The organism is Vibrio cincinnatiensis DSM 19608, assembly GCF_900167345.1.
Taxonomy (GTDB): Bacteria; Pseudomonadota; Gammaproteobacteria; order Enterobacterales; family Vibrionaceae; genus Vibrio; species Vibrio cincinnatiensis.
The window spans coordinates 1-19885 of record NZ_FUXB01000005.1; the positions used below are offsets into that span (position 1 = coordinate 1).

Below are 19885 nucleotides of genomic sequence, written 5' to 3' on the forward strand. Positions count from 1 at the left end.
TAGCTCAGCTGGATAGAGTACCTGGCTACGAACCAGGCGGTCGGAGGTTCGAATCCTCCTGAGCGCGCCACCTTAAGAACCCTGCTAAATAGCAGGGTTTTGTTTTTTTACAAAACATTAGCATTTTTCATGTTTTGTTTTTACAACTTGTTGTTTTTATTACTCCATTTCTCTTTTGTTCTTCTCATTTTAACTTTCATTTCAAATTTCTATAAATCTATCCATATTTATTAAAAATGTGCGATTTTTCTAGCTAGATTACATGTCATTTTGTGATTCATATGACGCTTCTTTCACTTGATTGTTCGGATTCATCTAAAGAGTCTTAAACAAAATTGACAATTTTCTCCAAGTCGAGATAATCCCCTTGGCTTTGTTGGGATAGTCTTTTTTATTTCAGACAAAGGCTGTCAGGATGACACAGAAAGGAATCAAGATGATAGATATTGGAAGCCTACTTATTGATGCGGCAACCCTGATGATGACAGGGATGATTGTTGTATTTCTATTTTTAACCATTTTGGTATATCTCGTTCGGTTAATGTCTAAATTGGTACCGCAAGAAGTACCTCAACCGCTAGTCAGCCCTAAAAAAACAATTCAACCCACCTCTGCTGCTCTTCACCCTCGGGTGGTGGCAGCTATTTCTGCGGCTGTACATCAATATCGACAATCAGCTGCTAAGTAGTAAGAATTAAAAGGAGTTAATGAGCATGTCTAAAGCACTTGCTATTACCGATGTGGTGTTAAGAGACGCCCATCAGTCATTGTTTGCGACGCGTATGCGTCTGGATGATATGTTGCCTATTGCGGCAGAGTTGGACAAGGTTGGCTATTGGTCGTTAGAAACATGGGGTGGGGCGACCTTTGATGCTTGTATTCGATATTTGGGTGAAGACCCATGGGAACGTCTACGTGCATTAAAAAAGGCGATGCCAAATACCCCGATGCAGATGTTATTGCGAGGGCAGAATCTGCTGGGATATCGTCACTATGCCGACGATGTGGTTGAGAAGTTTGTTGAGCGAGCTCATGCTAATGGTATGGATGTTTTTCGCATTTTTGATGCCATGAATGATGTGCGAAACTTTGAACAAGCGATCAAAGCCACCGTCAATGTGGGTGCGCATGCACAAGGGACGCTCTCTTATACAACAAGCCCTGTTCATAATATCGAAACTTGGGTTGATTTAGCGAAGCGTCTAGAAGATCTCGGGTGCCATTCACTTTGTATTAAAGATATGTCTGGCCTTTTAAAGCCCTATGAAGCGGAAGCGTTAGTCTCACGCATCAAAGCATCTTGTGATGTTCCATTGGCTTTACATTGTCATGCGACAACTGGATTATCGACAGCAACAGCAATAAAAGCAGTAGAAGCGGGGGTCGATATTCTTGATACGGCCATTTCCTCAATGAGCCAAACCTATGGTCATACTCCGACTGAAACCGTGGTTGCTATGTTACAAGGGACAGAGCGTGATACGACACTCAACCTTGAACAATTAGCGCCTATTGCTGCTTATTTTCGTGAAGTACGTAAAAAATATGCCAAGTTTGAAGGTCAACTGAAAGGTGTGGATTCTCGAATTTTGATTGCTCAAGTACCGGGTGGAATGCTGACGAATATGGAAAGTCAGTTGAAAGAACAAGGTGCGGCTGATCGTCTTGATGAGGTGTTGCAAGAAATTCCCCGAGTGCGCCAAGATCTGGGGTACATTCCACTGGTAACGCCCACTTCACAAATTGTGGGAACTCAAGCCGTCATTAACGTATTAACGGGTGAGCGCTATAAGAGTATTACTAAAGAAACGGCTGGTGTTTTGAAAGGAGAATATGGTGCCACACCGGCAGAAGTGAATTCAGCATTACAGGCTCAAGTTTTGGATGGTAGTGAGCCCATTATTTGTCGCCCCGCAGATTTACTGAAAGCGGAAATGGATCATTTAACGACAGAATTGTTAGAAAAAGCCAAAGCGGAAGGGATTTCATTAGCGGAAGATACGGTCGATGATGTTTTGACGTATGCTCTTTTCCCTCAAGTTGGCCTTAAATTCCTAAAAAATCGCCATAATCCTGAGGCTTTTGAACCTGTACCTGGAACTGAATCGGTAGAATCTGCTGTAGTGCCAGTGGTGAAAGGTGCTGTACAGGGTATCGAAACTTATAGCGTCAAAGTTGATGGACAAGTTTATCAAGTGGAAGTGGGCCCCCAAGGTCAACTTAACTCGGTAACCGCTAGCGAACCAGCCTCGGCAGTCTCTCCTTCGGTGAGTTCTGCGAATGCGGAAGCGGTATCAGCACCGCTCGCGGGTAATATCTTTAAGATTCAAGTTCAGCCTGGGACAGAAGTCGCTGAAGGGGATGTCTTAGTCATTTTAGAAGCGATGAAGATGGAAACGGAAGTTCGAGCTGCACGTTGTGGTGTCGTCCAAGAACTGCATGTTAAGGAAGGGGATGCAGTGACAGTCGGTGCACCAATCTTAAGTTTGGTATAAAAGGGTGTAACATGGACGGATTATTGACCCTGTGGCGGGAAACAGGGATTGCTAACTTTGAGCTTGGCCAAATCATTATGATTTTTGTCGGCTGTGTATTGTTGTTCTTAGCCATACGTAAAGGCTTTGAGCCTTTATTGCTACTACCGATTGGGTTTGGGGCGATTTTGGCAAATATTCCTAATGCTGGTTTTACTGAGCCGGGTGGGCTTTTGTATTACGTGTACTACATTGGAATAGAGTCGGGTATTTTCCCTCTGCTGATTTTTATGGGCGTAGGGGCAATGACGGACTTTGGTGCTTTGATTGCCAACCCTAAAACCTTGTGGCTCGGTGCCGCTGCGCAGTTCGGTATTTTTGCAACATTATTTGGTGCGATCATGCTTAACTATGTGCCAGGAATGGAGTTTTCGTTGGCCGATGCCTCGTCAATAGCGATCATTGGTGGGGCTGATGGTCCAACCGCCATTTTCTTAGCTAGCCAGCTGTCACCGAAGTTACTGGGAGCGATTGCGGTTGCAGCCTACAGCTATATGGCATTAGTCCCTATCATTCAGCCGCCGATCATGAAAGCATTGACGACGCCGAAAGAGCGGCAGATCAAAATGGCCCAATTACGTCATGTTAGCAAAGCAGAGAAAATTATTTTTCCGATGTTGGTATTACTGATGGCGATTTTGTTTTTGCCATCAGCAACCCCACTGGTCGGGATGTTCTGTTTGGGTAACTTGATGCGTGAAGCCGGCGTGGTCGATCGTCTATCAAAAACGGCACAAAATGAACTGATTAACATTGTGACTATTTTCTTAGGTCTCGGGGTAGGTTCAAAACTTCAAGCAGATCAATTTCTTAATATTTCTACTTTAGGTATTTTATTGCTCGGTGCGGTTGCTTTTAGTATCGGGACAGCAGGTGGCGTTTTGATGGCGAAATTGCTGAACAAGTTCTCTAAAGAAGATATTAACCCACTAATTGGCGCGGCTGGAGTATCTGCTGTGCCAATGGCTGCGCGTGTTGTCAATAAAGTTGGCTTGGAAGCGAATCCACAAAACTTTTTGTTGATGCATGCCATGGGGCCAAACGTTGCTGGGGTTTTAGGCTCAGCAGTTGCGGCAGGGGTTTTATTAGCCCTAGTCGGTTAAATGGGCGTTAATTTTAAGGCTACAGTTAACGACTAGTAATAAAATAGTATATATTCAAGGGGATGCTTCGGCATCCCTTTTTCATTGCCAGCAATAGGGACCTAGAATATGGACAATAAGCAGATCGTCATTACCCAATTTGGTGGGCCAGAAGTGCTCGCTATTCAGTCATCCGAGATTCCTGAACCTCAGGAAGGAGAAGTTCTGGTGAAGGTGGCTTTTGCAAGTATCAACCCTATTGATGTGAAGACTCGAGCTGGGCTTGGCTGGGCGGCGGCACAGAATAAAGATAAATTGCCATGGGTGCCTGGGTATGACATGGCTGGACAAGTGATAAAGGTGGGCTCTGGTGTTACAAAGTTAGCAGAAGGCATGAATGTCGCTGGGTTTATTGGCTTTCCGCTTCGCGGTGGAGGTTATAGCCAGTATCTCTGTGTACCAGAAAAAGAGCTTAGTATCGTGCCTAACGCCGTTACATTAGAGGCCGCTGCTGCATTACCTCTTGCTGGGCAAACTGCGGCACAAGCATTAAGTAAAGCCCAAGTGAAAGAGGGGGAGCGAGTCTTAATTCTCGCGGGAGCTGGTGGGGTGGGCCACATTGCATTACAAGTGGCAATTGCAGCGAAAGCGGAAGTGTATACTACATGTAGTGAAGCGAACCTTGATTATCTCGCTACTTTAGGGGCTCATGCGATTAACTACCAATTTGCTCCAGTTTCACAACGCTTAAAAGGGGTTGATGTGCTGATAGACCTAGTAGGAGGAGAGGCTGCATTAGATGCTTTGAAATGTCTTAATGATCATGCCCGAGTGGTGACGGTTCCTACATTAAGTGCTGAATTGATCTGTGAAAAAGCGAAAATGTTAGGTTTTGACGCTACCGGTATGTTGGTTGATCCTAACCCTGAGCAGTTGGATACACTGTTATATATGGTCAGTGTCGGCTTGCTAAAAGTAGAAATTCAACATGTTTATTCAATATGTCAGGTTCGAGAAGCTCATGAGCAAATTGAAACGGGACATACACGCGGTAAAATTTTACTTGATATGCAGAATTAGTCTTGTTTGATCTTTATTTTTCCCAAGGAGCTCAGTTTTTTTCAGACTCTGCTCTTTGGGTTTTATTTTCTGTGAGTTTTCTTAGCGCCACCCTTTTACCGGGAGGTTCAGAGGCGGTATTGATCGCCACTTTTGCGATTCAGACATTCTCTCCTATGACTATTATCGCTATTGCTACCTTAGGTAACACTCTGGGGGGAATGACGAATTATTGGTTAGGTTGGCTATTACCGAATCGAACTCAGCAAGAAAATCAGGGTCATAAAGCATTACAATGGTTACATAAACATGGCTATTGGGCATTATTGTTGAGCTGGTTACCCATTATTGGTGACCCTCTTTGTTTAGCCGCTGGATGGCTGAGAATGAAAAGTTTACCGGTATTGAGCATGATTATGCTTGGTAAGGCTTTTCGTTACGCTATGCTGGGTGCTGTTTTTTATGGTTTTTTCTAAGGAGTTGTGATGAAAAAACTTTTGATTGGTGTGGTTGCTCTTCTTGCGCTATACGGCTGTTCCTCTTCACCTTCTTTTCCCTTTTTTTCCTCTTTACCTTCGGGGGTTACTTTAATAGAGCAAGTGGATGCTCAACCCGATAAGGCGATGATTCCTTATAGTAAATATCAATTGGCTAATGGTTTGACGGTTATTTTGTCACCGGATCATTCCGATCCTCTTGTACATGTGGATGTCACTTACCATGTCGGCTCAGCAAGAGAAGAAGTTGGAAAGTCGGGCTTTGCTCATTTTTTTGAACACATGATGTTTCAAGGTTCTCAACATGTCGCGGATCAAGAGCACTTCCGTCTGATCACGGAAGCCGGGGGGGAATTAAACGGAACCACCAATCGAGATCGAACCAATTACTTCCAAACGGTGCCATCGAATCAATTAGAAAAAGTATTATGGTTAGAGTCAGATCGTATGGGCTTTTTGCTTGAAGCCGTGTCTCAGCATAAGTTTGAAATTCAACGAGAGACAGTGAAAAACGAGCGAGCTCAGAATTATGATAACCGCCCATATGGTTTGATCTGGGAAAAAATATCCGAAGCCCTTTATCCTGAAAGCCATCCTTATTCTTGGCAAACGATAGGCTATGTTGAAGATTTAGATCGAGTTGATGTTAATGATCTTAAAGCCTTTTTTTTGCGTTGGTATGGACCTAATAATGCGGTATTGAGTATCGGTGGTGACATCGATATTAACCAAACATTGGAGTGGGTGAATCGTTATTTTGGCAGTATTCCTAAAGGGCCAAAGGTTGAGAAGGCGCCTAAACAACCCGCTCGTTTAGAGCAAGATCGTTACATCACCTTAGAAGACAGAATTCGGCAGCCAATGGTTGTGGTTGGTTGGCCAACCGCTTATTTAGGCGCTGAGCAACAAGCTTCTTTAGACATTCTAGCGCAAGTGCTAGGGAGTGGTAGTAACAGTTTACTTTATCAAAATTTAGTGAAAACTCAGCAAGCGGTTGATGCTGGCGCTTTTCAAGATTGTGCCGAGCTGGCGTGTACGTTTTATGTTTATGCAATGGCCCCATCCGGTGAACAGTCACACTTAGCGCCATTGTATCAAGCATTAATGGATACCTTGCAACAGTTTTCTCAACAAGGGGTGAGTATTTCTCGTTTGGAACAGATTACCGGACAAGCTGAAGCCAATGCGATTTTTGCCTTGCAAAGTGTGCGCGGTAAAGTGAGTCAGTTAGCCAGTAACCAAACATTTTATGGGCAACCGGATCGAATTGAGCTGCAACTGAACCAGTTGAGAGCCGTCTCTCCTGATTCCGTGAAACAGGTTTTTCTTCAATATATTGAACATCAACCGAAAGTTACTTTAAGTGTGGTGCCGAAAGGGAAAACGGAGTGGGTTGCTCATGCGGCGACATTTGTCACTCCTACACGTCAGCTACCTGATTATCAGAAAATTAGTGACGATCAGCTCGCGTATCGTCAGGTTAATGATGAGTTTGATCGCTCAGTGATGCCTGCTGTGGCACAAGCGGTTCAGGCACAGATGCCCCCTCTTTATGATTGGTACTTTGATAATGGGGCTGAGTTATTAGGAACGAAGATGACGGAAACACCGACGGTGTTGATGGAGATCCGTCTTCCGGCAGGGGAACGCTATGTTGAAGTAGGAAAAGAAGGATTAGCAAATTTAACGGCCGCTTTACTAGAGCAAGATTCAGCCAAACGAAGTGTGGAAGATATTCAGGCTGAACTTGATAAGTTGGGGTCAATGATCCGTGTTAATGCCGGAGCATATTCTACAAATATTGTGGTTTCTAGCTTGAAAAAGCATTTACCAGCAACCTTAGCGGTGTTGGAAGAGGTGCTGCTAAGTCCTGGATTTAATGAACAAGATTTTACATTGCTTCAGCAGCAGATGTTGCAAGGTATTGTTTATCGGCATCAGCAACCAAGCTGGTTGGCCTCACAGGCTACCCGACAAGTATTGTTTGGCCAATCGATTTTTTCTCGTTCCAGTGAGGGGACACAAGCCTCTATTGCCTCATTGACGCTGGAAGATGTCAAGATGTTCTACCAGCAGCACTATACTCCCAATGGGGCACAAATTGTGGTGGTGGGGGATATTGATCGTCAAGAAGTGATCGATGGGTTAACCTTTTTTGCCAACTGGAAAGGGGATCTCGCACCTATGCTGAGCCCACAAGTTGTTCATCATTTGGCTGAGCAAAAAATCTATGTGGTTGATAAACCCGGTGCACCACAAAGTGTGGTTCGTTTGGTTCGCAAAGGTTTACCTTTTGATGCAACGGGTGAGCTGTATCTAAGTCAATTGGCTAACTTTAATTTGGCTGGAAACTTTAATAGTCGAATCAATCAAAATTTACGTGAAGATAAAGGTTATACCTACGGAGCCAGTGGTTATTTTTCTAGTAATCGAGAAGTGGGGGCTGTTATTTTTCACACACAGGTCCGAGCCAATGTCACGGTTGAGGCGATAAAGGAAATCCAACAAGAGTTAATGCATTTTAGCCAGCAAGGCTTAACTGATGAAGAGATGAATTTTTTACGTCTCGCGGTTGGACAACAAGATGCCTTAAGTTATGAAACGCCCTCTCAAAAGGCTCAGTTGATCAGCCAGATTTTAAGCTATCACTTAGACCGCGATTATTTACAGCAACGTAATCAACTGGTCAGTCGTGTTGATAAAGGGACGTTAAATACGTTAGCGAAGAAATGGTTTCAACCTCAGGATTACCAAATTATCGTGGTAGGGGATATGAAAAATCTAAAACCACAATTAGAAAAGTTAGCAATTCCTATAGAAGAGCTTGAAATCATCCGCTAGAGTACGCATATACCCAAGTAACTGCACAGGGAAGATATTCATTCGGCTGTTTCCTGCTCATAACGAGAGATCATTGCACTCGATGAGTTGCACTAGGAAAAGTGAGTGAGTTACTCAACGCTAGGTCATGAAGGAAGCCGATGACCTAGCATTATTATCGGTGAGTAACGAGTTACGCTCAGCTTCATTTCGAACCTAACCAATATAAGCGAATCTCATTTTGACTAATTTTGTTGCGCGACTTAAACGAGTTGCTGATCAACCTGAAGTATTCCAACAGTTCAGCCGTGGGGTTGAGCGTGAAACCTTACGATACACCCCAGATGGTGCCATTGCTCAAACTCCTCATCCTCAAAGCTTAGGCTCGCCCTTAACGCATCGTTGGATCACGACCGATTTTGCTGAATCGCTACTTGAATTTATCACGCCGGTTTCCCATAAGGTGGATACCTTGATGGCCCAGCTTTCTGATGTGCATCATTTTGCTCAAAGTAAGATTGCTCATGAAAAGTTATGGCCATTATCGATGCCTTGCTATGTGGGTTCGGAAGAGGATATTCAATTAGCCCAGTACGGTAGTTCAAATTCAGGTCGGATGAAAACGCTTTATCGTACAGGTTTGAAGCAGCGCTATGGCAGCCTGATGCAAATTATTTCTGGGGTACACTTTAACTTCTCATTTCCAGAAACCTTTTGGGATGCGTTATATGGTGAGCAGCCTGAAGCTCAGCGTCAAGAGACGAAGTCGGCAGCGTACTTTTCTGTCATTCGTAACTACTATCGCTTTGGTTGGTTGATCCCTTATTTTTTTGGTGCATCTCCGGCCTTATGTTCTTCATTTGTTCAAGATCGAAAAACCGATCTCCCATTTGAGGCTATTGGTCAAACGCTTTATCTTCCTTATGCGACCTCATTACGTTTAAGTGATTTAGGTTATACCAACCATGCGCAAAGTGTATTGAAGATTGGATTTAATAGTATTGATCAATACTTGACTGGGCTTAATCAAGCGATCCGAACTCCTTCAGAAGCGTTTGCTAAAATTGGAGTAAAAGTGGACGGTGAATACCGCCAACTCAACAGCAATATTCTACAAATTGAAAATGAGCTGTATGCGCCGATTCGGCCTAAACGTGTAGCTCAATCGGGTGAAAAACCCTCGGATGCTTTAGCGCGAGCGGGTGTCGAATATATCGAAGTTCGGTCACTGGATGTGAATCCATTTAGCCCGATTGGCATTACAGAACAGCAAGTCCGCTTCTTGGATCTTTTCCTGACTTGGACGGCATTATCTGATTCGGACCCAATGGATAATTGTGAATTGGAATGCTGGCGTGATAACTGGCGTAAAGTCGTCTTAGAAGGTCGTAAACCTGGGCTTGAGCTGCAAATTGGTTGTCATGGTGAAAAGTTAACTTTAGCTGAGTGGGCCAAACGTGTTTTCTCTGACCTAACACTCATTGCAGAGCAGATGGATAAAGCTAATGGTGACACCGCTTATCAAGAGGTTTGTCAGCAATTAGCCGATTGGATTGATCATCCAGAAAAAACACTATCCGCTCAAATTCTGGAGCAAACCCGAGAGCTTGGTGGGTTGGGTAAGGTTGGGCGCTATTTGGGAGAAAAATACCAAGAGGCGAATCTACAACATGTATATCAAACCTACTCATCATCAATCATGGAGCAAGAGGTGAGTCGGTCATTGGCGGCTCAACAGGCCATTGAACAACAAGATACCCAGAGTTTTGATGAGTTTCTACAAAACTACTTTCGTTATTTAGAAGAATAGCGGTATTAGGAATAAGACCAATGTCCAGTCAGATCGCTATGCTCACTTCTGTATATTGGTGTCAGGATAGTGATAACATTCTCGGTTAGGGATGTATCCAAGGAGAGAAGAACATGCCATTACTAGACAGTTTTACGGTTGACCATACTCGTATGCAGGCTCCTGCAGTGCGAGTAGCTAAGACAATGCAAACCCCCAAAGGTGATACGATTACGGTGTTTGATTTACGTTTTACGTTACCCAATAAAGCGATTTTATCTGAAAAAGGGATTCACACGCTGGAGCATTTATATGCCGGATTCATGCGCGACCACCTCAATAGCGATATTGTAGAAATTATTGATATTTCTCCAATGGGGTGCCGAACGGGTTTTTATATGAGCTTAATTGGTACACCGAGTGAAGAGCAGGTTGCCCATGCCTGGCTCGCCGCAATGAATGATGTGCTTAAGGTGGAAAGCCAAGATAAGATTCCTGAGTTAAATGAGTACCAATGTGGCACGGCCGCTATGCATTCTTTATCGGAAGCAAAAGTGATCGCCCAACAAGTTATTCAGTCTGGAATTCGAGTGAATAAAAATGACGAGTTGGCTCTACCTGAAGCTATGCTTCAGTCATTAAAAGTCGATTGATTGATAATAAAAAGGCTTGGTATTGATAACCAAGCCTTTTTTATAAGAGAAAATGTGTGATTATTTGCCTTTTTTCACCTTACGTGGAAAAACACGTACCAGCTTAATTCGATTTTCTTCCAACTCCATGATCTCCATGGGGTGGCTGGCGACCTTCACACTTAAATGGCTTTCTGGGATCTCTTCAAGGTGTTCTAAAATTAAACCATTTAATGTTCTTGGGCCGTCAGTCGGGAGTTTCCATTTCAAGCTCTTGTTGATGTCTCGAATGTTTGCACTGCCTTCAATTAAAAAACTGCCATCGCCTTGCGGTGTGATTTCCTCAGCCAAACTGGGTGACATAGAGGTCGTGAATTCACCGACAATCTCTTCCAAAATATCTTCTAGTGTAATTAACCCGATAATGTCACCGTATTCATCCACAATAAGCCCGATACGCTCTTTATTGCGTTGAAACTTCAGTAACTGCACATTCAGTGGAGTGCCTTCTGGGATGAAGTAGACTTCATCTGCGGCTCGAAAAAGTGTCTCTTTATTGAATTCGTTTTTTTCCAGCATCAAGCGGGCTGCTTCTCGCAGGCGTAGCATACCAACGGCTTCATCAATATTATCCCGATACAGGACAACTCGGCCATGGGGTGAGTGTGTTAACTGTCGGATGATGGACTTCCAATCATCATTAATATTAATACCAGTAATCTCATTTCGTGGGATCATAATGTCGTTCACTGTCACATGCTCAAGATCGAGAATGGACAGCAACATATCTTGGTGGCGACGAGGGATAAGACGACCTGCTTCGTTTACTATCGTGCGTAATTCATCTGAGCTGAGAGGATCCTCCCCGCCGTGTTTTGCCTTTACCCCAAGTAAGCGTAAGAAACCATTAGTGATCAAGTTAACAAAAATAACTAAAGGGGCCATCAGCTTCATTAAAATACTTAAAACCACGCTACTGGTATAAGAAACGCGTTCTGGATAGAGAGCGGCTAACGTTTTTGGGGTCACTTCAGCAAAGACTAACACTACTAAGGTGAGAGCTCCGGTTGCAATGGCAACGCCTATATTGCCATACAAACGCATCCCAATAATGGTGGCGATGGCTGAAGCCAGAATGTTAACCAGATTGTTGCCAATTAAAATAAGACCAATTAAGCGGTCTGGGCGGCTGAGTAACCGTTCAACTCGTTTGGCTCCTTTATGTCCGGTACTTGCCAAATGTTTTAAGCGGTAACGGTTAAGAGCCATCATGCCAGTTTCAGAACCTGAGAAGTAAGCTGAAATAACGATAAGACACGCGAGTAGCGCAAATAAGATACCCGTTGATATGTCGTCCAAAACGCACTGTTTCCTTATGTAATTAAAAATACGTGATCATCATTGACCTTAGCTAAGAATGATCTCTTTGACAAAACGGCTGCCAAAATAGGCTAAGGTTAGCAGCGTAGCACCGGCAATCGCAAACCAAGTCACTTTACGTCCACGCCAGCCTTTTTGATAATGTCCCCACAATAAAAGGGAATATACAATCCAAGCAACAAAAGACAAGATAGCTTTATGAGCTTTTCCCTGTGCAAACATATCTTGAACAAAAATGAGCCCCGTTAGCAGCGTTCCAGTTAGTAGTAAGTTACCAATCAAGATGATCTTAAACAGTTGCCTCTCAACCATCATGAGAGGGGGAAGGTTTGGGTTAATAGATAAGCCTTTTTTCTTTTTTAACTTATAATCAAGCCACGCCAGCTGTAACGCATAGAGCGCCCCGATTGACAATGTTGAGTAGGAAAAGAGTGCGAAAGAAATATGCACCATTAATTTCGGATCATGTTCTAAATGCGTGATAAAGGTACTCGGGAGAAATGCCGCTAGGGACAAGTTAATTGCTGAAAAGCTATACACCACGGGAAGTAAAAACCATAAACGAGCTTTAAACATCGCTAAACTCATGACTAGAGCGATAATAAAGCTGATCAGTGAAGCCACATTAAGAATGCTCAGGTTTTGGCCTGAACCATGCAAAATCAACCCCACGAGTAACCATGCGTGAAAAAAAAGCCCGAGTGCGGCACTAATAAAAACAGTTTTTGCTTTGACGCCAGTTTGATTGACCAGCCCAGGAACAATGGTGGCAATCGATAAAAAATATAAAATAGCGGCAACGATAGCGATTAGGTTATCCATGCTGGTCACAAAATTGGTTGCTCAATTAAAGAATTATACCCTGCTAAGCCTCAATGGGCTACGTTGGATCGTTATCGTTTTTGAAGGTTGATATATGGAATGGTAACCCCATCAGAGAAAGAAATCTGCTTGAGGCTCGCAATGGGTATGCCTAGCCATTTGGCTAAGGTATACTCAGACGTATTGATCGCCTAATAGCGAAGAGAAAAACATGTTTGAGAATTTAACAGATCGATTATCCAAAACGCTGAAAAATATCAGTGGTAAAGGGCGTCTTACCGAAGACAACATTAAAGAAACCTTACGTGAAGTCCGAATGGCTTTGCTTGAGGCTGATGTCGCATTGCCAGTGGTGCGTGAATTCGTCAGTCGAGTGAAAGAGAGTGCGGTTGGCGTTGAGGTTTCTAAATCCTTAACGCCGGGGCAAGAATTTATTAAGATCGTTCGTCAAGAGCTAGAAGCTGTGATGGGCGAGGCGAATGAAGCGTTGAATTTAGCCGCTCAACCGCCAGCGGTAATTTTGATGGCGGGTTTGCAAGGGGCTGGTAAAACGACCAGTGTAGGTAAACTTTCTAAATTACTGAAAGAACGCGATAAGAAGAAAGTCTTAGTGGTTTCTGCTGACGTATATCGCCCAGCGGCGATTAAACAGTTGGAAACGTTAGCCAATGATCTTGACGTCGATTTCTTCCCCTCGTCAGCCGATCAAAACCCTATCGATATAGCCACGGCTGCGGTAGAGCATGCTAAAAAGAAATTTTATGATGTATTGATTGTCGATACCGCAGGGCGCTTGGCGGTAGATGAACAAATGATGGGTGAAATTCAAGCTCTGCATCAATCCATAAACCCTGTTGAAACCTTATTTGTGGTTGATGCCATGACAGGGCAAGATGCGGCGAATACGGCAAAAGCCTTTGGCGATGCACTACCATTAACAGGGGTTATTCTGACTAAAGTTGATGGTGATGCACGTGGTGGTGCGGCATTATCGGTTCGTCATATCACAGGCAAACCCATTAAATTCTTAGGAGTCGGTGAAAAAACTGATGCCTTGGAACCTTTCCATCCTGATCGCGTTGCTTCTCGTATTCTAGGAATGGGGGATGTGTTATCGCTGATTGAAGATTTGCAGCGTAACGTCGACCATGAAAAAGCAGAAAAGCTGGCGAAAAAATTCAAAGAGAAAAAGGGTTTTGATTTAGAAGACTTTCGTGAACAGCTCGGACAAATGCAAAATATGGGCGGCATGATGGGAATGCTGGATAAGCTTCCTGGTATGTCTCAACTTCCAGCGGGAGTGAAAGACAAAGTGGATGATCGGATGTTCAAACAGATGGAAGCCATTATTAATTCGATGACCATGAAAGAACGCCAAAATCCAGAGTTAATCAAAGGCTCACGGAAAAAACGGATCGCCGCAGGTTCTGGGACCCAAGTACAAGACATTAACCGATTGCTTAAGCAGTTTACCCAAATGCAGAAAATGATGAAAAAAATGCAGAAGGGTGGCATGAAAGGCATGATGCGTAATATGCAAGGTATGATGGGGGGAGGGTTTGGCGGCGGTGGCTTCTTTGGGCGTTAATCCGCTTCCTTTATAGGCTAACCTTAGACAGGAAAGTCATCGAAGACTTTATTTTTCAGTACGATTGATCAAACTGCTAGCCAGCTCACAGTAATTCCAGATGGAGTTTGGTGGCGAAAAAGTAGCTAAACCCCTTGCAAAGCCTCGGAATAAGAGTAAAATTCCGAGGCTTTATTTTGGCACGAGACCCCAAACTGTTTTTAACCGAATAGTTGCTGGGGTTAATTTTATTTTTGAGAAAGCAAAGAGGACGACATGGTAACCATTCGTTTGGCACGTCACGGCGCTAAAAAGCGTCCATTTTATCAAATCGTTGTAGCAGACAGCCGCAACTCTTCAACTGGCCGTTTCATCGAGAAAGTGGGTTTCTTTAACCCTACAGCAACAGGTCAAGAAGAAGGCCTACGTGTTGATTTAGACCGCGTGAACCATTGGGTATCACAAGGCGCATCTTTATCTGATCGCGTAGCTAAACTAGTGAAAGACGCTCAAAAAGCGGCTTAATTCAATAGAGACTAGTTTATGTCGATGGAAGGCAAACAAACAATGAGCAAGCAAAGCGAAAAAATTGTTGTAGGTAAGTTTGGTGCTTCTTATGGCATTCGTGGCTGGCTTAAAGTTTTGTCCTACACAGACAATGCTGAAAGCATTTTTGATTACAGCCCTTGGTTTGTTAACCAAAAGGGCGAATGGGTAGAATACAAAGTAGAAAGTTGGAAACGCCATAACAAAGGTTTGGTAGCAAAACTTCAAGGGCTTGAAGTTCGTGAAGATGCAAACCTACTGACTAACTTTGAAATTTCAATTGACCCAGCGGTATTACCTGAATTGTCAGAAGATGAATTCTACTGGCGGGAATTGTTTGGCATGCGAGTGGTAACGACACAAGGTTATGATCTTGGTGAAGTTATCGATATGTTAGAAACTGGCTCCAACGATGTTTTGGTAGTGAAAGCAAATCTAAAAGATGCTTTTGGACAGAAGGAACGATTAATTCCGTTTCTTGAAGAGCAAGTGATCAAACAGATTGATCGCACCGCTCAACGGATCGAAGTTGACTGGGATCCTGCGTTTTAACTCTAAATCGATAAGGCGAAGAACACATGTGGGTTGGCATTATTAGCCTATTTCCTGAAATGTTCCGTAGCGTGACGGATTTTGGAGTAACAGGCCAAGCGGTAAAAAAAGGCTTATTATCTATTCAAAGTTGGAATCCTCGTGATTTCACCGACGATAAACGTCGCACCGTAGATGATAAACCGTACGGTGGTGGTCCTGGCATGTTAATGATGGTGCAACCTTTACGTGATGCCATTCATGCCGCGAAAGCAGCCGCCCCGGGTAAGACGAAAGTGATTTATCTCTCTCCTCAAGGTCGAAAACTTGACCAACAAGGGGTTGAAGAACTGGCGAACAATGATAATTTATTACTCATTTGTGGCCGTTATGAAGGGATAGATGAACGCATTATAGAATCAGAAGTTGATGAAGAATGGTCAATTGGCGATTTTGTAATGACGGGTGGGGAAATTCCAGCGATGACGTTGATTGACTCGGTTTCTCGGTTTATACCGGGAGTCTTAGGAGATTTTGCGTCAGCAGAAGAAGACTCTTTTGCGAATGGCTTATTGGATTGTCCACACTATACGCGTCCTGAAGTATTGGATGGCAAAGCAGTACCTTTGGTACTGATGTCAGGCAATCATCAGGATATTCGTCACTGGCGACTCAAGCAGTCGTTAGGCCGAACTTGGCTAAGAAGACCGGAGCTCCTGGAAAACCTAGCTCTGACTGACGAACAGGAACAATTATTGGCGGCGTTTATTAAAGAAACCCACAACCAATAACCTATTAAATTTAGTATCAGTTTATTCTAGGAATTTAAAAAATGAGTAATATCATCAAGGCTCTAGAACAAGAGCAAATGAAACAAGACCTACCTAAATTCGCACCAGGTGACACTGTTGTGGTTCAAGTTAAGGTAAAAGAAGGTGACCGTGAGCGTCTACAGGCTTATGAAGGCGTTGTAATCGCAATCCGTAACCGTGGTCTACACTCAGCATTTACCGTTCGTAAGATCTCTAACGGTGAAGGTGTTGAGCGTACGTTCCAAACTCACTCTCCAGTTGTTGATAGCATTGAAGTGAAGCGCCGTGGTGCAGTACGTCGTGCCAAATTGTACTACCTACGCGATCTATCTGGTAAAGCCGCTCGTATTAAAGAGAAGCTTACTAAGAAATAATGCTAGAACTTCGCGTTCTCATAAAAAACGGAGCCTAATGGCTCCGTTTTTTATGGCTATATTTTAGCTCAATGATAGATAAAATGGCGTGATTATCATTCTCTGGTATCTTCTGCAATTGTGACCGGGAGAGTGATTTCTTCACCTTTACGCAGTAGAGTAAAGGTGATCACACTGCCAGGACGTAAATCGGTCACGGTATCCATTACACTTTGTCGACCATTAATTTTATGTCCATCAATTTTCAAAATAATATCACGCACCATAAAGCCTGCTTTTGCTGCTGGGCCATTAGGGTCAACACCCAATATCACAATGCCACCAATATGATCACTTCCGAGTAAACGGGAGGTCACGGCGTTAATATCTTGTCCATCAACACCAATATAGCCACGAATGACTCGCCCATCCGCGATGATTTTTTCCATGATTTTATTAGCAAGCTCAAAAGGGATCGCAAATGAAATGCCATAAGTTTCGAGATCAGTCGCTTGCTGGAAAGAGGCGGTATTGATCCCCACTAACTCACCTTGAGTATTAACTAGTGCTCCTCCAGAGTTCCCTTCATTAATAGCGGCATCGGTTTGAATAAAAGCCTGCCTTCCATCAGCACTGATAGATGAACGTCCTGTTGCAGAAATAATACCAAACGTTGTGGTTTGACCTAAGTTGTAAGGGTTGCCTATCGCCAGAACAATATCCCCCACTTTGGCTTTATATTGTACATTTTGTGGAATAACAGGAAGATTATTGCCTTCTATTTGCAGGATGGCTATATCGGTTCGACGATCTTGTCCGACGAGTTGTGCTGCGGCTACGCGCCCATCTTGAAGAGCAACAATGATTTGATCGGCTTGGGCAATGACATGATAGTTAGTAATAATATAGCCTTTTTCATTCACAATAACCCCTGAGCCTAATCCTTGGGTTGACAGTTTGCTCCGATCACTTTCTGAGTATTTTCGACTGTAGATGTTGACTACCGCAGGTGCAGCTCTGCGAACTGCTTCATTAAAAGAGAGTTGCAAGGCTCCAATGCTTATAGGGTTACTATTCGGTTGAGGGGAAAGGTTTGAGCGTAAAGAGGGGACGGACAGAATAACGACAATGGCAGCGAGTAGGCCAAACCCAACAGAGCGAACCAGAAATTTCAGCATGTTTTCCCCAACTTAATCAATGAAATAAAGTGATAAATCATGGCTGGTTTATCACGTTAATAGACATAATTTACTACAATCCATAGCCGGAACTGTGCGTCATTTTTTTGATCTTTAGAACACTCTGGCTATTTTTATTGCTTAATATCGAAAGTGAAGAATAACACCGCATTGAAAAATAACAAAAGGGCAGAGTTCTGCCCTTTTCCTTTCTATAACCTACCGCTAATTGATTAGCGAACCACTAGATAGATAGTTCGCTCTCCTCTTTGAATATTCAGTGCCAGTATATTTGGAGATTGGTCTAAAATAGCGCGTAATTCTGCTATATTTCTGATTCGTTTACGATTAACGCCAATGATAATGTCGTCTTTTTGAATTTGGTAAGATTCTGCTGGGGAACCTTTCTCGACTTGAGTGACTTTGACTCCTTGAATGATGTCATTTTCTGTCGTATTAGTGAGCTCTGCCCCCGTCAAACCTTGATGCAGACTTGCTGCTTTGGTTTTACTATTGGCTTGCTCATCAAGGATAACATGATAGGTTTTTTGTTGACCATCACGAATAACCCCCAGTTTAACTTCCTTACCTGCGCCTAAGGTTGCAATGGTGGCTCTTAGCTCAGAGAAGGTGTCTATTTTTCTACCATTAATCGAGACGATAATATCACCCGCTTTTAGGCCCGCTTTATCTGCTGCACTATCGGGAACGACTTGGCTTACAAAAGCCCCTTTACTAGACTCATAGCCAAGAGCTTCAGCAAGCTCAGAGGTGACTTCACCACCTTGTACCCCCAACATACCTCGTTTGACTTCACCGAACTCGAGAATTTGGTCAGTCAGGTTTTTCATCATATTAGCTGGAATAGCAAAACCAATCCCGACATTACCACCATTAGGGCCAAGAATCGCAGTGTTGATACCGATTAGTTCACCTTTTAGGTTCACTAATGCGCCTCCTGAATTTCCACTATTGATAGCGGCATCGGTTTGGATGAAATTTTCAAAATTCTCAATATTTAGTCCACTGCGTCCAAGCGCTGAAATAATACCGGAAGTGACGGTTTGCCCAAGTCCAAAAGGATTACCTATCGCAATGGCGAAGTCCCCCACACGCAGAGCATCAGAATCAGCGATTGGCATTTGAGTTAAGTCTCTAGCATTATCGAGTTTGAGTAAGGCAATGTCGGCCATTTTATCGCCACCGACAAGCTCGGCATTAAATTCTCGGCCATCATGTAACTGGACTCGAATTTTTTCTGCACCATTAATGACGTGGTAATTGGTGACGACATGGCCCTTTTTAGCATCAATGATGACCCCTGAGCCTAATCCCCGGAAGGGGCGTTCTTGAAATTGCTCGGTTGGGAAGTCTGGGCCGAAGAAAAAACGAAATTGATCAGGGATACGCTGACGAGAGACTTGTGTTCCTTCAACTGCAATGCTGACAACGGCAGGCGTCACCTTTTCTAACATTGGGGCTAGGCTAGGTAATTGTTCACCTTGCACCGAAAGAGGTAATGCGGCACTCGCATGTAACGGGGTGATGAGGGAACTTAAGCTTAAGGTTAATGCTGTGAAAACAAGCAAAGGTTTTTTCATCGTAACACTCCTCAATAGATTTAAGCCGGATGTTATTTATATTTGTCTTACTATAAAAAACTTCAACTGGCTGAATGAGAGTTATGACTTAAAAACCTTTGCAAAGTTCATTGCTTTTGTTGAGGATGATACTCGTTTTTATTAAGAGGCTTAATTGGGTTTCTGGCTAATCACTTCCGATGTATGAAGGATAGCTTTCTCTTCATTTTTTAGTAACCCTGTTGCGCCTAATGCATAATCTTTCGGGGGTTGTTCTAAGTTTTCCTCATCATTCTCTAATGATGTCTCTTGATTTTGTTGGGCAATTTTTTTCAAGAATGGATTGTCTTGCTCTGGCAAGTTGGAAAGTAGGTCAGAAGAGGTTTTCGCCATATGTTGGTACAGTTTGGTGTAGTCTTTTCCTAACGTATCGAGCATTTCAGCCGTATGAGCGAAGTGATCGGCCAATTCTTGACGTTGCTGTTCCATAGCAAATTTTGTGTTATCTAATTCTTTTTGTAGAGATTTCTGATTCTTATAGTGTGGTGTGGTAAGACGAGCAATGACAACCCCAACCACCATCCCCACTAATAGCCCGACAACGGCATATATCCAAGGCATAACGACTCCTTATTGTTGTTATTTAACATGTTTTTTACTGGCTGGTTACACATGCTTCAGTGACATGTTACTATGAGTACTC

The 19885-nt window shown here is 43.4% G+C and carries 18 protein-coding genes; 13 read left to right on the forward strand and 5 right to left on the reverse strand.

Translation table 11 applies throughout. The features are described 5' to 3' along the window. Window positions 1-436: 436 nt before the first annotated feature. The 8 genes from B5D54_RS05595 (at window position 437) to luxS (ending at window position 10434) form a co-directional block, all read left to right on the forward strand. Window positions 437-688, forward strand: coding sequence for an oxaloacetate decarboxylase subunit gamma (locus B5D54_RS05595; protein ID WP_078925552.1), 252 nt, complete (start codon window positions 437-439; stop codon window positions 686-688). 25 nt (window positions 689-713) lie between these two features. Next, complete coding sequence (gene oadA, locus B5D54_RS05600) at window positions 714-2495, forward strand: sodium-extruding oxaloacetate decarboxylase subunit alpha (RefSeq protein WP_078925553.1); 1782 nt, start codon at window positions 714-716, stop codon at window positions 2493-2495. Between the two features lie 11 nt (window positions 2496-2506). Next, window positions 2507-3637: a sodium ion-translocating decarboxylase subunit beta gene (locus B5D54_RS05605; protein ID WP_078925554.1), complete on the forward strand. Its 1131-nt coding sequence runs from the start codon at window positions 2507-2509 to the stop codon at window positions 3635-3637. A gap of 108 nt (window positions 3638-3745) precedes the next feature. After that, window positions 3746-4696 (forward strand): NADP-dependent oxidoreductase, encoded by a 951-nt coding sequence (locus B5D54_RS05610; RefSeq protein ID WP_078925555.1) that lies wholly within the window; start codon window positions 3746-3748, stop codon window positions 4694-4696. Window positions 4697-4698: 2 nt separating this feature from the next. Further along, on the forward strand, window positions 4699-5151 hold the full coding sequence (locus B5D54_RS05615; protein ID WP_078925556.1) for a YqaA family protein: 453 nt from the start codon (window positions 4699-4701) through the stop codon (window positions 5149-5151). Window positions 5152-5160: 9 nt separating this feature from the next. Further along, window positions 5161-8013 (forward strand): M16 family metallopeptidase, encoded by a 2853-nt coding sequence (locus B5D54_RS05620; RefSeq protein ID WP_078925557.1) that lies wholly within the window; start codon window positions 5161-5163, stop codon window positions 8011-8013. A gap of 220 nt (window positions 8014-8233) precedes the next feature. Then, the gene (gshA, locus tag B5D54_RS05625) at window positions 8234-9802 is read left to right on the forward strand and encodes a glutamate--cysteine ligase (RefSeq protein ID WP_078925558.1); all 1569 of its coding nucleotides are present in this window, start codon (window positions 8234-8236) and stop codon (window positions 9800-9802) included. 113 nt (window positions 9803-9915) lie between these two features. After that, on the forward strand, window positions 9916-10434 hold the full coding sequence (gene luxS, locus B5D54_RS05630; protein WP_078925559.1) for an S-ribosylhomocysteine lyase: 519 nt from the start codon (window positions 9916-9918) through the stop codon (window positions 10432-10434). A gap of 60 nt (window positions 10435-10494) precedes the next feature. On the opposite strand, the gene B5D54_RS05635 is transcribed toward luxS, so the two are convergent. Both B5D54_RS05635 and B5D54_RS05640 read right to left on the reverse strand, forming a co-directional pair. Continuing rightward, the gene (locus B5D54_RS05635) at window positions 10495-11772 is read right to left on the reverse strand and encodes an HlyC/CorC family transporter (protein WP_078925560.1); all 1278 of its coding nucleotides are present in this window, start codon (window positions 11770-11772) and stop codon (window positions 10495-10497) included. 48 nt (window positions 11773-11820) lie between these two features. Then, window positions 11821-12615 carry a cytochrome C assembly family protein gene (locus tag B5D54_RS05640; RefSeq protein ID WP_078925561.1) on the reverse strand — a complete coding sequence of 265 codons (795 nt, stop codon included), beginning with the start codon at window positions 12613-12615 and terminating at the stop codon, window positions 11821-11823. A 211-nt stretch (window positions 12616-12826) separates the two neighbouring features. Here B5D54_RS05640 and ffh point away from each other — a divergent pair, with 211 nt between their 5' ends. The 5 genes from ffh (at window position 12827) to rplS (ending at window position 16445) form a co-directional block, all read left to right on the forward strand. After that, entirely contained in the window at window positions 12827-14203 is a 1377-nt protein-coding gene (gene ffh / locus B5D54_RS05645; RefSeq protein ID WP_078925562.1) for a signal recognition particle protein, read from the forward strand. A 255-nt stretch (window positions 14204-14458) separates the two neighbouring features. Beyond that, window positions 14459-14707 (forward strand): 30S ribosomal protein S16, encoded by a 249-nt coding sequence (rpsP, locus tag B5D54_RS05650; protein WP_078925563.1) that lies wholly within the window; start codon window positions 14459-14461, stop codon window positions 14705-14707. A gap of 18 nt (window positions 14708-14725) precedes the next feature. Further along, window positions 14726-15280, forward strand: coding sequence for a ribosome maturation factor RimM (rimM, locus tag B5D54_RS05655; protein ID WP_078925564.1), 555 nt, complete (start codon window positions 14726-14728; stop codon window positions 15278-15280). 26 nt (window positions 15281-15306) lie between these two features. Beyond that, entirely contained in the window at window positions 15307-16050 is a 744-nt protein-coding gene (trmD, locus tag B5D54_RS05660; RefSeq protein WP_078925565.1) for a tRNA (guanosine(37)-N1)-methyltransferase TrmD, read from the forward strand. A gap of 41 nt (window positions 16051-16091) precedes the next feature. After that, a complete protein-coding gene (gene rplS, locus B5D54_RS05665; RefSeq protein ID WP_078925566.1) occupies window positions 16092-16445 on the forward strand; it encodes a 50S ribosomal protein L19 in 354 nt (117 codons plus the stop codon). A gap of 95 nt (window positions 16446-16540) precedes the next feature. Here rplS and degS read toward each other — a convergent pair whose 3' ends face one another. From degS to zapG, 3 genes are all read right to left on the reverse strand, one after another. Further along, window positions 16541-17602, reverse strand: coding sequence for an outer membrane-stress sensor serine endopeptidase DegS (gene degS, locus B5D54_RS05670; protein WP_078925567.1), 1062 nt, complete (start codon window positions 17600-17602; stop codon window positions 16541-16543). 233 nt (window positions 17603-17835) lie between these two features. Further along, the gene (locus B5D54_RS05675; protein ID WP_078925568.1) at window positions 17836-19203 is read right to left on the reverse strand and encodes a Do family serine endopeptidase; all 1368 of its coding nucleotides are present in this window, start codon (window positions 19201-19203) and stop codon (window positions 17836-17838) included. A gap of 150 nt (window positions 19204-19353) precedes the next feature. After that, the gene (gene zapG, locus B5D54_RS05680; RefSeq protein WP_078925569.1) at window positions 19354-19803 is read right to left on the reverse strand and encodes a Z-ring associated protein ZapG; all 450 of its coding nucleotides are present in this window, start codon (window positions 19801-19803) and stop codon (window positions 19354-19356) included. Window positions 19804-19885 lie beyond the last annotated feature (82 nt).